Here is a 13689-nt window from a genome sequence, read left to right on the forward strand (position 1 = left end):
ACGCACCCGACCCTTTTTCCACTTGCTTGACCGGTCTCTATGCCAACCCTGCGCACTTTTCTCGCCATTGCCCTGCTGGGCTTGTGTTTTTCCGTAAGCGCCGCCCAGGCTGCCGAACCGCCCAGCGCCGAAGCGGTCCAGCAGAGCCTGGACAAAATCGCTGACCGCAAACTGCCCGAGGCCGACCAGAAAGCCTTGCAGACGGTGCTGCAAAACACCCTGACCCAGTTGAGCAACAAGCAGGACTACGAACAGCGGCTGAACGACCTCAAGCAGCAACTGGCCAACGCGCCGCGCCAGACTACGGAAAACCAGCGTGAACTGGCTCGCCTCAAAGCCACCAAGGTGGTGCCGGTGGCGCAACGCTATGCCAGCGCACCGGTGTCGCAGCTCGAGCAACTGCTCACCGAACGCACCACCCAGCAGAGCGACCTGCAAAAAGCCCTGGCCGATGCCAACAGCCTGACCATCACCGCGCAAACCCGTCCGGAGCGCGCCCAGGCGGAAATCAGCAGCAGCCAGACCCGCACCCAGCAGATCAACCTGACCCTCAAGTCCGGCCGCGACAACGGCAAGCTGCTCAGCGCCGACCAGCGCAACCTGTTGAATGCCGAACTGGCGGCGATCAATGCCTTGATCCCCCTGCGGCGCCAGGAACTGGCGGGCAACAGCCAGTTGCAGGACCTGGGCAACAGCCAGCATGACCTGCTGATGGAAAAAACCGCGCGCCTGGAACAGGAAATCCAGGACCTGCAGACCCTGATCAACCAGAAGCGCCTGGCCCAGTCGCAGCAGACCGTCACCCAGCAGTCCATCGAAGCGCAAAAGGCCGGCAGCAGCAGCCTGCTGGCCAGCGAAAGCGCGGCCAACCTCAAGCTCTCCGACTACCTGCTCAAAAGCACCGACCGTCTCAACGAACTGACCCAGCAGAACCTGGAAACCAAGCAGCAACTGGACAGCGTGACCCAGAGCGACGCCGCCCTGGACGAGCAGATCAGCGTGCTCAAGGGCAGCCTGCTGCTGTCGAAGATCCTCTATAAGCAGAAACAGGCACTGCCGCGCCTGCGCCTGGACCGCGACCTGGCCGACCAGATCGCCGACATCCGCCTGTACCAGTTCGAAGTCAACCAGCAGCGCGAGCTGATCAGCAGCCCCAGCACCTACGTCGACAACCTGCTGGCCACCCAGCCGTCCGAGCAGGTCACGCCGCAATTGCGCCGGACCCTGCTCGACCTGGCGATCACCCGCGCCGACCTGCTGGAGCGGCTGAACCGCGAACTGAGCGCGCTGCTCAACGAATCCATCACCCTGCAACTGAACCAGAAGCAACTGCTGAGCACCTCGCAAAACCTGCGGGCGACCCTCGACGAGCAGATGTTCTGGATCCCCAGCAACAAGCCGCTGGACCTGGAATGGCTGGAAGGCGTGCCGCAGCGCCTGCAGAAACAGATCACCACCCTGCCCTGGGCCTCGAGCCTGAGCGAGCTGACCGACGGCCTGGCCCAGCGCCCGCTGCTGTTCCTGCCGCTGCTGCTGTTGATCGGGGCCCTGCTGTGGCGCCGCAAGAACCTGTATTCGCGGCTGAACAAGGTTCACCAGGACATCGGCCACTTCAAGCGCGACAGCCAGTGGCACACACCGCTGGCGATCCTGGTCAATATCCTCCTGGCGATGCCGGTGACCCTGGCCCTGGCACTGTGCGGCTATGCCCTGCAGATCGACGCCCGGGGGCAGAACGCCAACCTCGGCGCCGCGCTGTTGCAGACGGCCCAGGCCTGGCTGGTGTTCTACACCGCCTATCGCATCCTCGCGCCGGGCGGCGTGGCCGAACTGCATTTCCGTTGGGAGAAACCCCAGGTCGAATTCCTCCAGGGCTGGGTCCGGCGCCTGGGCCTGGTGGTGCTGGCACTGGTGGCCGTGGTGGCGGTGGCCGAGCATCAACCGGCGGCCCTGGCCGATGACGTGCTCGGGATCGCCGTGGTCCTGACCTGTTACGCGCTGATGGCCTGGCTGCTCAGCCGCCTGCTGCTGAGCAGTCCGACCCACCAGAACGCCTCGCTGTTTCGCAAGGCGGTGGGGGTGCTGTTCACGGCGTTGCCGATCGCCTTGTTCATCGCGGTGTGCTTCGGCTACTACTACACCGCGCTGAAACTCAGCGACCGCCTGATCAATACCCTGTACCTGCTGATGTTCTGGCTGGTGATCGAAGCCACCTTCGTGCGCGGCCTCAGCGTCGCGGCGCGGCGCCTGGCCTACCAGCGTGCCCTGAGCAAGCGCCAGGCCGCCAAGGAAGCCGGAGAAAGCGGCGATGCAATGGTCGAAGAGCCGCCCCTGGATATCGAAAAGGTCAACGAACAATCCCTGCGCCTGATCCGCCTGGCCTTGCTCGGCGGCTTTATGGCGGCGCTGTACTGGGTCTGGTCGGACCTGATCACCGTGTTCTCCTACCTGGACAACGTCACCCTCTACGAATACACCAGCGGCACCGGCGCCAACATGAGCATGGTGCCGATCAGCATCGGCGACATGCTCGGCGCGCTGATCATTATCGGCATCACCTTCGCCCTGGCGCGCAACTTGCCGGGGCTGCTGGAGGTGCTGGTGCTGTCCAAGCTGGACCTGGCCCAGGGCAGCGCCTACGCCACCACCACCCTGCTGTCCTACGCCATTGCCGGGGTCGGTTTCGTCGCCACCCTCTCGACCCTCGGGGTCAGCTGGGACAAGTTGCAGTGGCTGGTAGCGGCCTTGTCCGTGGGACTGGGTTTTGGCATGCAGGCGATCTTCGCCAACTTCATCTCCGGCATCATCATCCTATTCGAGCGCCCGGTGCGGATCGGCGACACCATCACCATCGGCAACCTGTCGGGCACGGTGAGCAAAATCCGCATCCGTGCCACCACCATCACCGACTTCGACCGCAAGGACATCATTGTCCCCAACCAGACCTTTATCACCGGGCAACTGATCAACTGGTCGCTGACCGATACCATCACCCGGGTCACCCTCAAGCTCGGCGTCGACTACGGTTCGGACCTGGACCTGGTGAAAGAGCTGCTGCTCAAGGCCGCGCGGGAGAACCCGCGGGTGCTCAAGGAGCCCGAGCCCCACGTGTACTTCCTCAACTTCGGCGAGAGCACCCTGGACCACGAGCTGCGCATGCACGTGCGCGAGCTGGGTGACCGCAACCCGGTGGTGGATGAGGTCAACCGCTTTATCAACCGCGAGTTCAAGAAGCAGCACATCAACATTTCGTTCCGGCAGATGGAGGTCTACCTGAAAAACCTCCACGGCCAGGAGTACAAAATGGTGCCCATCGAGCCGGAGACCAAGACCATCGTCCCGCTGCCCGAAGGCAAGCCGCTGCAAGAGCCGCCGCCGAGCAAACTCGACTAGGCGCCCTATCCCGAGCAGAATGCTCGGACATTTTGCGAGGGCCTGTTGCCGCTTGGTGACAGGCCGCGCCTTTCCGTTTGGCCCAGCAACGCGGCTCGTCCCCAAACGGCAACAGACCCCAGGAGATGGCCGTTGAAAGCCCTCGACGAACTGACCTTCGACAATCGCTTCGCCCGCCTGGGCGACGCCTTCTCAACCCACGTCCTGCCCGACCCCATCGACAACCCGCGCCTGGTGGTGGCAAGCGATGCCGCCATGGCCCTGCTGGACCTGGACCCGGCGCTGGCCGAGACCCCGGTGTTCGCCGAGCTGTTTGGCGGGCACAAACTGTGGGCCGAGGCCGAGCCTCGGGCGATGGTGTATTCCGGGCATCAGTTCGGCTCCTACAACCCGCAACTCGGCGACGGCCGCGGCCTGCTGCTGGGCGAGGTGTACAACGCCGCCGGCGAGCACTGGGACCTGCACCTCAAGGGCGCCGGGCAAACCCCCTACTCGCGCATGGGCGATGGCCGCGCGGTGCTGCGTTCGTCGATCCGCGAATTCCTCGCCTCCGAGGCGCTGCATGCCCTGGGCATCCCCAGTTCACGGGCGCTGTGCGTGATCGGCTCCGACACCCCGGTCTGGCGCGAGAAGCAGGAGCGGGCGGCGATGGTGCTGCGCATGGCGCCGAGCCATATCCGCTTTGGCCACTTCGAGTATTTCTACTACACGAAAAAACCCGAGCAGCAAAAACAGCTCGGCGAACACGTGCTGGCCATGCACTTCCCCGAGTGCCTCGAGCAGCCCGAGCCGTACCTGGCGATGTTTCGCGAGATCGTCGAGCGCAACGCCGAACTGATCGCCAAGTGGCAGGCCTATGGCTTCTGCCACGGGGTGATGAACACCGACAACATGTCGATCCTGGGCATCACCTTCGACTTCGGCCCTTTCGCCTTTCTCGACGATTTCGACGCCCACTTCATCTGCAACCATTCCGACGACCAGGGCCGCTATTCCTTCAGCAACCAGGTACCGATCGGCCAATGGAACCTCAGCGCACTGGCCCAGGCCCTGACTCCCTTTATCAGCGTCGAGGCGCTGCGCGAAACCCTCGGCCTGTTCCTGCCGCTGTACCAGGCGCAGTACCTGGACCTGATGCGCCGGCGCCTGGGCCTGACCACCGCCGAGGACGAGGACCAGAAGTTGCTGGAGCAACTACTGCAACTGATGCAGGGCAGCAGCGTCGACTACACCCTGTTCTTCCGCCGCCTGGGGGATGAGTCTGCCGAGCTGGCCGTGGCCCGCCTGCGGGACGACTTTGTCGACATCAAGGGGTTCGACGCCTGGGCCGAGCGCTACATGGCCCGGGTCGCCCGCGAGCCGCAGGAACCCCAGGCCCAGCGCCGGGCGCGGATGCACGGGGTCAACCCGCTGTACATCCTGCGCAACTATCTGGCGCAAAAGGCCATCGATGCCGCGGAGAGCGGCGACTACAGCGAAGTGCGCCGCCTGCACAGCGTATTGAGCCAGCCGTTCGAGGAGCAGCCTGGCATGCAGGCCTATGCCGAGCGGCCCCCGGAGTGGGGCAAGCACCTGGAGATCAGTTGTTCTTCCTGAGTCGCGCCCTCAGATGAACACTTCGGCCGAGATGCCAAAGCGCTCGGCCAGCCAGCGGACCTGCCGCAGGTTGAGCTGGCGCTTGCCACTGAGTACCTCCGACACCACCGACTGCGCGCCCACCCCGGGCAGGTCGCTCTGGGTCAGGCCGTGCTCGCGCATCAGGGACGCCAGCATCTTGACCCCACTGACCTGCGGCATGGGCCGATGTTCTTCGTCGTAGGCCTCGATCCAGTCGCCGATGATGTCCACCAGGCTGTTGAGCGGATGCGCCTCGTCATCTCCGGTCAGGTCCAGCAACTCATCGAGCGCCGCGACCAACCTGTCGTAATCCGCCTCGGTCCTGGGTTTGCACACCAGGGGCGCCACATACTGCCAATGCTCGGCAGCCTGCTCGACCAACACACTCATCCTCGTTCCTCCCTCCATTGGCCGCGATCAGTCGCGGTGATCCAACACATGACGGATGTACAGCTTCTGCGTGGTATAGCGCACCACTGCAATCAGCCGCACTTTGTTACCACCGATATCGAACACATGCAGCGGACCCACTTTGTCCACCGCCGGACAAAGGACACGCATGGCGGCGAAATCCACCGGTTTGCTGCCCTTGAGCCGTCGATACCACGTATCCAGCGCATTGGCCGACTGCGGCCAGCGCGCCTTGGCTTCCCAGATTCGTTTGATCGTGATGATTCGCATGCAATGTCCCTATCGCATAGTGCTATGGAAGCTAGACGCGAGCATCGGATATCTCAAGATGCTATATCCGCCGTCAGACCAACGGTGCTCGCGTAGCTCCAAGCCTGGACAGCCAAGGCGCCTGCCGGCCGCGCAGCGTGTGAGCGATTGCAACAAACTCCAGGGCACTCTGGCGTCTGGTAAAGTCCGCAACACTTTTACCGAGCACGCTTGAGCCCCCATGCCGAGCGCTTGCCAAGGAACCGCAAATGCCGGAAAAAACCGTCTCGATCTGGGCGACCCACGCTGACTGGAGCGAGGACACGCTGCACCACCTGACCTGCCCCAGCTACACCGAAGACGGCGATAGCCAGGGTTCGGAGTTCTCTCGGGCTTTTGGCGTGCGCCTCGACGACGACCTGCTGGAAGTTGCGCGAGTCGAGGAGGGCTGCTCGCTGCTCACCGCCCTTGAAGATTTTTCGTACGCCGCCAGCATCTGCGACAGCCTCACCGAGCAAGGCTTGGGGCAAACCCCGCAGCCGTTCAATCAACTGGTGCTGGCCTACGACCACCGCTTCACCGGCACCCCAACGACCGCCAGCATCCGCGGCGTGATGGTTCACTACATCGCCAGCGTCAGCTACCGCGAATGACCGGCGGAGGTTTTATGCACTACCAGCAGCACCTGGCCTTTGGCGACGTGATCGAGCTTCTGCGCCAACAGGAAAAAACCCTGCCGTTCTGCGTCTACGGCGCGCCGCAAGACACCCCTCTGACCTTGCACACGCCCTGCGTGATCGAGGCGTTTTCCCTGATCACCGATGACGACGAAGAGATCTACCCGCCGTACGTCATCCAGAACGGCCTGGAATTCTGGTTCAGCGACGAACTGCTCGAAGACGTGGTCATGAGCGCCCTGCACCACAAGCCGACGGTGAGCAACACCGAGCTGCTGGCGGCCATCGAGTACTACGCCGAGCGCGACTGCTTCATGAGCTTCGATTAAGGCCTGGCCTGCCGCGCAAAAAAGTGGCCAACCCCGGGCTGGAGCATGGACCCACCGGCAACGGATGCGGATAATGCGCAGCCCTCATTTCCACTACCTGCAAGGATGCGCATGAGTCTGTTCCTCAACCTGGTCACCCTGGTTTTTGGTGTTATCAGCCTGGTGTCGGCCGTCATCTACCTGAGCCGCCGCGCCAAGTACCGCATGAACCTGCAGGACCTGCGCCTGCACGGCAAACCTCATCGCACCATCACCCAGGCCGAACTGGATGTGCTGGCCGAGCAGACCGCCAGCCTGCAACGCGTCCAGGGCAGTGGCGGCATGTCCTACGAGCCTGTCAGCGACAACGTCTACCTGATTCGCGGCGGCGCGGCGAGCGACGGGATCGAGCTGCCGGCACAAGCACTGCAACACGTGTCGATCGGTGAAATCCCCGTGGAATTCCCCTACCCGATGCAGACTTTCCTGGCCGCCAGCAACCTGGCCGAGGTGGTCATCGCCAAAAAATTCGCCGTGGTCATCGGCCTCAATGGTCGCCGCCTGGCGCAGTGACGCGCCGGCCGCCTGTGCGCACCTTCTCCGGCTCGCCCCGCTGCGAGCCCTGCCCCCGCTGACCCTCTGCACGAGCCCATCATGAAACGTTGCTGCCTGCTGCTGTTGCCACTGCTGCTCTCATTGACCGGGTGCAAGGAAGACTTCGCGACCCTGCACTTCCAGGACTCGGTGCGTTCCGACCCCAAGGCCGGCCCGCAATTCTCCGACCAATTGGTGCACGAGGCGTACAAACAGAGCATTTACACCGCGCTCAGCGCCCAGGGCCTGGACCCGGATGCCATCGCCCTGGAGCGCGACGCGGAGGATGACAAGGTGATCCACCTGCGCCTGACGGACCGCTCCCTGAGCCCGGAACAACGAGGCCGCCTCAGGTCCCTCTTCGAGGGGATCACCAACGCGCGAAAGGCCAGCTCGATGAACCTGCGCCTGGACCTGGATAACGCCCATGCCAGCGTCACCCCGTCCGGCTCCAGCGGGCTGCCGGACAGCATCGACGCCAGCCTGGAGTTCGACCCGACGTTCGAAATGCTGCTGGCCCGCAGCTATGAGGACACCATGAGCGCCATCGTCAGCGAGAGCGAAATCGAAGGCCCGGTCACTTGCAAGATCACCGCCCACCTGAAAATGCCCGAGCGCTTGCAATTGATCGCCTACGAAGCCCTCGAGGACGACCTCAGGGAGCCCGGCCTGATCTCATTGATGATCCGCAGCAGCATCGCCAAGGTGCCGCTCAGGGTGCATTTCGATGACCCGGACCTGAACCGGCACCTTCAACAGAAAAACGTCCAGATCTGGCCATCGAGCTCGAAAATCACCCGGCCCGCGCCCGTTCCCTTCGACGAATTCGCCATCCGCATCGGCTCCATCGGCGTGCAGAAGCTCACCAGCGCCCAGCCGTTCGACACCCGCAAGGATGAGCTGCAAGCGCTGTGCGATCAAAAGATGCAGGCCCTGGGCCGGCCGTTTACGTTTCAGATGGGCCGGACCCTGGATCGCTTGAGCCGGGTCGATTACCTGTAACCACTCGCGCGACAAGGATCCCCATTGAACCGACGCCTCTGCGTGACCGCCCTGCTGCTGATGCTGCTGACCGGCTGCAAGCAGACCTACCTCACCCTGCATTTCCAGGAAGAGGTGGGTAACCCCAGGCAGGCCAGAATCGTGCCGTACTTTGAGGAGACCATCACCCGGATGGCCGCCGAGGTCGGCATCGAGGCCGGTGACATCGGCCTGGAGATGGACCGCCAGGACGACAAGACCCTGCATATCCAACTCGACAGCAGCGTGCCCGAGGCCCAGCGCCAGCGCCTGCGGGAACTGTTCGCCGAGATCGTCCAGGCCCGTGCAGCCGGCACCTTCGAAGCGGTGCTGGAGATCGCCCCGGAGACTGGGAAATACACCAGCGCTGACTACCGCAAAAAGGCCATGGACCTGCCGCGCCGCTTCCCGCTGCCCCTGGAACCGGTGAAGTTCGCCGACGTCATGTTTCAGTTCTCGGCAGAGGAATTGGCCACCGGCAAACTCGCAGCCAGCGGCACCCCCAACGAGGCGTTTTGCCAATACCAGGCCGCTGTCCGGCCACCGGGCATGCCGTTCAGCCAGATGGGCAGCAAGGCCGGGACCGGAAAAGGCGATTACAACCTGTACCTGCAGTGGAAAGACGACAAGCACGCGCCCGCGCAGTACCTGTTCGGCAACATCACCTTCGTCAACCCCACGCTCAACCAGCAGCTGTTCGACAACCGCATCACACTGGGTGCGATCAAGACCTCCTGGGGCACGCGCCCTGATCGCCGGGCCGACCGGGTCGGGTTCAATGTCGGCTCCCTGGGCCTGCAGCACCACGAGGACGGGGAGATATCCCCCCTGCAAAATATAGGTTTCATGGGCCGCTGCCAGAGCATGGCCATGGCCCTGGGCCGGCCCTTTACCTTTTACATCGGCCGTTCCATGGACCGCCTGGTCAGCGTCGAACAGGCCCCGGCCGGCCCGTGAGCCCGGCGACGCCGACTTGATATTCACCCCGGGCGCCGCCATTTAAGGCGCTCTACCCTGCTTGCGGAGCCCAACCATGTCCGAGCCACTGCTGATCCCCTGCCCCCATTGCAACGGCCTCAACCGCATCCCCGGCGAGCGCCTGGGCGACCTGCCCAAGTGCGGGCGCTGCAAGGCCGAGGTGTTGCTGGGCAAACCCTTTGAACTGACCCAGGGCGATTACGCCAGCCAGATCAAGGGCGACCTGCCGTTGCTGGTGGATGTCTGGGCACAGTGGTGCGGGCCGTGCACATCCTTCGCCCCGGTGTTCGAACAGGCGGCGGCCCAGCTCAAGGGCAAATGCCGGCTGGCCAAACTCGACAGCGAAAGCAATCAGCAGTTGTCGGGGCAATTGGGGATTCGATCGATTCCCAGCCTGATCCTGTTCAAGAACGGCCGGGAAGTCGCCCGCCAGAGCGGCGCCCTGCCGTTGCCGCAACTGCTGGGCTGGTTGCGCAGCCAGGGCATCTGAAGCCCTGCGCCGGCCAATGAGGGGCTTGCCCCCTCACTCTGGATTCAGGCGTTTTCCAGCAGATTGTGCAGCTCGACAAACTGCTGGGTCAGCTTGTGCCGTGGGTCGAGGTGGATCAGCGGCATATTGGCCTGGTGCGATTCACGCATGCGCACCGAGCTGGCCAGGTACACCGGCAACACCGGCAGGCCTTCGGCTATCAACTCGTCGAGGATCTGCTGCGGCAGGCTGGCCCGGGCCTGGAACTGATTGACCACGATGCCTTCCACTTGCAGGTCTTCGTTGTGGTCTTCCTTCAATTCTTCGATTTCTGCCAGCAGGCCGTACAGCGCCTGGCGTGAGAAGCTGTCGCAATCGAAGGGGATCAGCACCCGATCAGCGGCAATCAATGCGGACACCGCATAAAAATTCAGGGCCGGCGGGGTGTCGAGGTAGATCCGGTCGTAATCTTCGGACAGCTCGTCGAGCAATTTGCGCAGCTTGTTGATCTTGTGTTTGGCCTCGAGCTTGGGCTGCAGGTCGGCCAGCTCGGCGGTGGCGGTGACCACGTGCAGGTTGTCGAACGGGGTTTCGTAGATATCCACCTGGTTTTTCTTCGAAAACGGCCCGGACGACAGGGTCTGCTTGAAGAAATCGGCAATGCCCATGGGGATGTCGTTGCCGGTCAGCCCGGTGAGGTACTGGGTGGAGTTGGCCTGGGCATCCAGATCCACCAACAAGGTGCGATAACCCTCGCTGGCGCTGACCGCCGCCAGATTGCAGGCAATACTCGACTTGCCCACGCCACCTTTCTGATTGAACACCACACGCCGCATGTCAAAACCTCCGTGTATCAAAGATCAGCGAGTGTAGTAGCCCTGGTTGCCGCTTAGCTACCTCGTTGGCGCGCCTCTCGCACACGAACCCGGCCAGCAGCGAAAAATATCATCCCACGCCCCTGTATTACCGATGGGCTGCATGATCCCGGGGGGCAAATGATGCCAAAATGGCATCGCCGCTTGGGAAGCGTCCTATTTCTTCAAGCAAATGTAACCAATATTTGCTACAAGCCAGCCGCACCGGGATAATGCGCGCCACTCGGCCATAGCGCCACGTAGAGTCGGTTCGCTATCAACGCGACACACCGCGTCAAGGAAGCCCGCAGGGGCGGGATGAAAACCAGTGATCAAGTTCAACATCGCTCAATGGCGCGCATGGGCCCCTGGGCTCGAAAGCGTGGACGATTGGCAGGCCTGGTGCCACCAACCGACCGTGCTTGCCAGCAGCGATGCCGCCCCCGACGTGTCCTTCCTGCCCGCCATGCAACGCCGACGCTTGAGCCGCCTGGCACGAATGGCCTTCAGTGTTGGCTGGCCTTTGGCCGAAGGCCTGGAACACTTGCCCCTGGTGTTTGTTTCACGCCACGGCGAAACCCCACGCACCCTGGACATTCTCAGCGACCTGGCCGCCGGCCAGCCGCTGTCGCCGACCCAGTTCAGCCTGTCGGTGCATAACGCGGTGATCGGCCTGTGGTCGATCATGCGTGGCGAAACCAGCGAAATGACCGCCCTGGCCGCCGCCGGCGACGGCCTGGAACACGGCATGCTCGAAGCCGCCGCGCTGCTCGCCGAAGGCGCCCCGGCGGTGTTGCTGCTGATCACCGAAGAGCAGCCGCCACAGGCCTATGCCGAATGGATCGACGACGTGCCCTTTCCTTATGCACTCGGCCTGCTGCTGACCCCGGGCGACGACTGGCAGTTGTCCCTCGGCAGCGCCGGCGCTGGTAGCGCGCCTGAAGACAGCCCGCGCGCCCAGTGGCCCCATGCCCTGAATCTGTTGCGTACCCTGCTTACCCCGCAGGCCACCTGCCAACATGCCTGGAAGAATCGTGTATGGACCTGGCAACGCAACCGGTAAGCGCGAAGCCGCGCGATGCCTACTATTGGCGCCTGATGGCCACGGCAGCGAGCTTTACGCTGTTCGGTCTAGGTAGTTTGTGCCTGCGCCTGGTGATCTTTCCGCTATTGAGCTGCCTGCCGGGCACCCCCGAGGCGCACCAGCGTCGGGCCCGCGCGACCATCAGCCGGCTGTTCTGGCTGTTTATCCGGTTCATGGCCCGCTGCGGCGTATTGACCTATGACGTCCAGGGCGCGGAGAAACTCGGCCGCCCGGGGCAGATGATCATCGCCAACCACCCGTCGCTGATCGACGTGGTGTTTCTGATCGGCCTGGTGCGCAACGCCAACTGCGTGGTCAAACAGAGCCTGTGGCAGAACCCCTTCACCCGCGGCCCGGTGCGCGAAGCCGGCTATATCAGCAATGACGGCAGCATGGACATGCTCGATGCCGCCGGCCAGGCCCTGCAGGACGGCCAGACCCTGATCATTTTCCCCGAGGGCACGCGCACCGTACCGGGCCAGGCACCGGCCTTTCATCGGGGCGGGGCGGCGATTGCCCTGCGGGGTGCGAGAATCCTCACCCCGGTGGTGATCAAGGTCAGCCCGACCACCCTGACCAAAGCCGAACCCTGGTACCGCATCCCGCAACGTCGCGTGCACTTCAGTTTTCGCGTGGGTGCCGATATAGACCCACAGACCTTCGCCGCCCAAGGCCCCGCACCCCAGGCCTCGCGCAAACTCAACGACCACTTGCATCACTATTTCATTAAGGAGCTCGCCTCAGATGAGCAATCTGCACCCGGACTTAACCCTTGAGATCAAGCTGTTGATCATCGACGCCCTGGGCCTCGAAGACATCAGCGCACAGGATATCGGCAACGAGCAGACCCTTTTCGGCGACGGCCTGGGCCTGGACTCGGTAGACGCCCTGGAACTGGGCCTGGCGATCCAGAAGAAGTACGGCATCAAGATCGACGCCGACGCCAAGGACACGCGCAATCACTTCAGTAACGTGGCGAGCCTTGCGGCCTTCGTCACTGCAAAACAGGCAGCTTGAGACCGGACCATGCAAACTCGTGACGATATCTTCAACACCCTGCGCGATGCCCTGGTCGAACTCTTCGAGCTGGAACCCGAGCGCGTGAGCCTTGAGTCCAACCTGTACCAGGACCTGGAAATCGACAGCATCGACGCGGTCGACCTGATCGACCACATCAAGCGTCAGACCGGCAAGAAAATCGCCGCCGAGGAATTCAAGTCGGTGCGCACCGTCAATGACGTGGTCGAGGCGGTCTACCGTCTGGTCCAGCCGACCGCATGAGCCGTCTGATCGGCCTGGGCCTGCTGCTGGCGGGCTTGCTGTACCCCTTTGCGGTGTATTTCGGCATGGAGCACTTCGCCCCGTGGCAGTTCGGCCTGTTGCTGGGCGGCCTGTGGCTGGCCCGCGCACTGACCGGCGAGCGGCGGGCCAGCAGCCTGTGGATGGCAGCTGCGGCCATGCTGTTCTGCCTGCTGCTGGCGCTGTTCGACAGCCCGCAATTGCTGCGCTGGTACCCGGTGCTGATCAGCAGTTTCATGCTCGGCCTGTTCGGCCTGAGCCTGAAATACGGCCCGCCCGTGGCCGAGCGCCTGGCGCGCCTGCGCGACCCGGAACTGCCGCCCAAGGCGATTCGCTACACGCGCCAGGTCACCGTGGCCTGGAGTGTGTTTTTCCTCTGTAACGGATTGCTCGCCGCCGCCCTGACCCTCTGGGCGCCGCTGAGCTGGTGGACGTTGTACAACGGCCTGATCGCCTACGGGCTGATGGGCTTGCTGTTTGCCATTGAATGGCTATTACGACAACGCGTACGAGGCCGCGCATGAATTGGATCAAGCTTGAGCACCTGCTGCTCAAGGCTCACCCGGGGCGGACGGTGACCTTCGACCCGGTACTCGACCACAGCGCCCTGCACGACCAGGCGCTGCGCCTGGCCGCCGGGCTCCAGGCCCGGGGCGTGCAACGCATGGCCCTGCACCTGGAAGACGCCGCGCAACTGGCCATCGCCCTGCTCGGTGCCTGGCGAGCCGGGGTCAGC

15 protein-coding genes and 2 pseudogenes are annotated in these 13689 nt (G+C 63.5%); 14 read left to right on the forward strand and 3 right to left on the reverse strand.

Going from position 1 to position 13689, the window contains the following annotated elements; genetic code table 11:
- The first annotated feature begins 39 nt into the window (after window positions 1-39).
- Together mscK and selO are read left to right on the forward strand one after the other, a co-directional pair.
- Entirely contained in the window at window positions 40-3393 is a 3354-nt protein-coding gene (mscK, locus tag CF161_RS14395) for a mechanosensitive channel MscK (protein WP_020297319.1), read from the forward strand.
- Between the two features lie 132 nt (window positions 3394-3525).
- Complete coding sequence (selO, locus tag CF161_RS14400; RefSeq protein WP_020297320.1) at window positions 3526-4989, forward strand: protein adenylyltransferase SelO; 1464 nt, start codon at window positions 3526-3528, stop codon at window positions 4987-4989.
- Window positions 4990-4998: 9 nt separating this feature from the next.
- Here selO and CF161_RS14405 read toward each other — a convergent pair whose 3' ends face one another.
- Complete coding sequence (locus CF161_RS14405) at window positions 4999-5400, reverse strand: type II toxin-antitoxin system HigA family antitoxin (RefSeq protein WP_020297321.1); 402 nt, start codon at window positions 5398-5400, stop codon at window positions 4999-5001.
- Window positions 5397-5691: pseudogene (locus CF161_RS14410) on the reverse strand (type II toxin-antitoxin system HigB family toxin). Before CF161_RS14410 ends, CF161_RS14405 begins: the two are co-directional and overlap by 4 nt.
- Window positions 5692-5939: 248 nt before the next feature.
- Here CF161_RS14410 and CF161_RS14415 point away from each other — a divergent pair.
- The 6 genes from CF161_RS14415 (at window position 5940) to trxC (ending at window position 9737) form a co-directional block, all read left to right on the forward strand.
- Window positions 5940-6323 carry an immunity 22 family protein gene (locus tag CF161_RS14415; protein ID WP_020297323.1) on the forward strand — a complete coding sequence of 128 codons (384 nt, stop codon included), beginning with the start codon at window positions 5940-5942 and terminating at the stop codon, window positions 6321-6323.
- A 14-nt stretch (window positions 6324-6337) separates the two neighbouring features.
- Complete coding sequence (locus tag CF161_RS14420) at window positions 6338-6676, forward strand: hypothetical protein (protein ID WP_020297324.1); 339 nt, start codon at window positions 6338-6340, stop codon at window positions 6674-6676.
- A gap of 111 nt (window positions 6677-6787) precedes the next feature.
- A complete protein-coding gene (locus tag CF161_RS14425; RefSeq protein WP_020297325.1) occupies window positions 6788-7228 on the forward strand; it encodes a hypothetical protein in 441 nt (146 codons plus the stop codon).
- An 81-nt stretch (window positions 7229-7309) separates the two neighbouring features.
- Window positions 7310-8251, forward strand: a complete 942-nt coding sequence (locus CF161_RS14430) for a hypothetical protein (protein WP_020297326.1) — start codon at window positions 7310-7312, stop codon at window positions 8249-8251.
- Window positions 8252-8275: 24 nt separating this feature from the next.
- Window positions 8276-9226: a hypothetical protein gene (locus tag CF161_RS14435; RefSeq protein WP_020297327.1), complete on the forward strand. Its 951-nt coding sequence runs from the start codon at window positions 8276-8278 to the stop codon at window positions 9224-9226.
- A 76-nt stretch (window positions 9227-9302) separates the two neighbouring features.
- The gene (gene trxC / locus CF161_RS14440) at window positions 9303-9737 is read left to right on the forward strand and encodes a thioredoxin TrxC (RefSeq protein WP_020297328.1); all 435 of its coding nucleotides are present in this window, start codon (window positions 9303-9305) and stop codon (window positions 9735-9737) included.
- A 44-nt stretch (window positions 9738-9781) separates the two neighbouring features.
- Here trxC and CF161_RS14445 read toward each other — a convergent pair whose 3' ends face one another.
- Complete coding sequence (locus CF161_RS14445) at window positions 9782-10552, reverse strand: ParA family protein (protein ID WP_020297329.1); 771 nt, start codon at window positions 10550-10552, stop codon at window positions 9782-9784.
- Between the two features lie 346 nt (window positions 10553-10898).
- Here CF161_RS14445 and CF161_RS14450 point away from each other — a divergent pair, with 346 nt between their 5' ends.
- From CF161_RS14450 to CF161_RS14475, 6 genes and pseudogenes are all read left to right on the forward strand, one after another.
- Window positions 10899-11633 carry a beta-ketoacyl synthase chain length factor gene (locus CF161_RS14450; protein WP_020297330.1) on the forward strand — a complete coding sequence of 245 codons (735 nt, stop codon included), beginning with the start codon at window positions 10899-10901 and terminating at the stop codon, window positions 11631-11633.
- Window positions 11609-12430 (forward strand): 1-acyl-sn-glycerol-3-phosphate acyltransferase, encoded by an 822-nt coding sequence (locus CF161_RS14455; RefSeq protein ID WP_020297331.1) that lies wholly within the window; start codon window positions 11609-11611, stop codon window positions 12428-12430. Before CF161_RS14450 ends, CF161_RS14455 begins: the two co-directional genes overlap by 25 nt.
- Window positions 12399-12671 (forward strand): phosphopantetheine-binding protein, encoded by a 273-nt coding sequence (locus CF161_RS14460; protein ID WP_020297332.1) that lies wholly within the window; start codon window positions 12399-12401, stop codon window positions 12669-12671. Before CF161_RS14455 ends, CF161_RS14460 begins: the two co-directional genes overlap by 32 nt.
- A gap of 9 nt (window positions 12672-12680) precedes the next feature.
- Complete coding sequence (locus CF161_RS14465) at window positions 12681-12935, forward strand: acyl carrier protein (protein WP_020297333.1); 255 nt, start codon at window positions 12681-12683, stop codon at window positions 12933-12935.
- Complete coding sequence (locus tag CF161_RS14470; RefSeq protein ID WP_020297334.1) at window positions 12932-13477, forward strand: hypothetical protein; 546 nt, start codon at window positions 12932-12934, stop codon at window positions 13475-13477. The genes CF161_RS14465 and CF161_RS14470 overlap by 4 nt, the downstream gene beginning before the upstream one ends.
- Window positions 13474-13689: pseudogene (locus tag CF161_RS14475) on the forward strand (AMP-binding protein); the annotation flags it as partial. The gene CF161_RS14470 and the pseudogene CF161_RS14475, both read left to right, overlap by 4 nt.

It is taken from the genome of Pseudomonas sp. CF161 (genome assembly GCF_000416215.1).
Taxonomy (GTDB): domain Bacteria; phylum Pseudomonadota; class Gammaproteobacteria; order Pseudomonadales; family Pseudomonadaceae; genus Aquipseudomonas.

What these genes read in the sequence shown, in the direction of transcription:
- mscK (WP_020297319.1), top strand. Translation starts at nt 40, where the DNA reads ATGCCAACCCTGCGCACTTTTCTCGCCATTGCCCTGCTGGGCTTGTGT.
- CF161_RS14405 (WP_020297321.1), bottom strand. Translation starts at nt 5,400, where the DNA reads ATGAGTGTGTTGGTCGAGCAGGCTGCCGAGCATTGGCAGTATGTGGCG.
- CF161_RS14415 (WP_020297323.1), top strand. Translation starts at nt 5,940, where the DNA reads ATGCCGGAAAAAACCGTCTCGATCTGGGCGACCCACGCTGACTGGAGC.
- CF161_RS14420 (WP_020297324.1), top strand. Translation starts at nt 6,338, where the DNA reads ATGCACTACCAGCAGCACCTGGCCTTTGGCGACGTGATCGAGCTTCTG.
- CF161_RS14425 (WP_020297325.1), top strand. Translation starts at nt 6,788, where the DNA reads ATGAGTCTGTTCCTCAACCTGGTCACCCTGGTTTTTGGTGTTATCAGC.
- CF161_RS14430 (WP_020297326.1), top strand. Translation starts at nt 7,310, where the DNA reads ATGAAACGTTGCTGCCTGCTGCTGTTGCCACTGCTGCTCTCATTGACC.
- trxC (WP_020297328.1), top strand. Translation starts at nt 9,303, where the DNA reads ATGTCCGAGCCACTGCTGATCCCCTGCCCCCATTGCAACGGCCTCAAC.
- CF161_RS14445 (WP_020297329.1), bottom strand. Translation starts at nt 10,552, where the DNA reads ATGCGGCGTGTGGTGTTCAATCAGAAAGGTGGCGTGGGCAAGTCGAGT.
- CF161_RS14455 (WP_020297331.1), top strand. Translation starts at nt 11,609, where the DNA reads ATGGACCTGGCAACGCAACCGGTAAGCGCGAAGCCGCGCGATGCCTAC.
- CF161_RS14460 (WP_020297332.1), top strand. Translation starts at nt 12,399, where the DNA reads ATGAGCAATCTGCACCCGGACTTAACCCTTGAGATCAAGCTGTTGATC.
- CF161_RS14465 (WP_020297333.1), top strand. Translation starts at nt 12,681, where the DNA reads ATGCAAACTCGTGACGATATCTTCAACACCCTGCGCGATGCCCTGGTC.
- CF161_RS14470 (WP_020297334.1), top strand. Translation starts at nt 12,932, where the DNA reads ATGAGCCGTCTGATCGGCCTGGGCCTGCTGCTGGCGGGCTTGCTGTAC.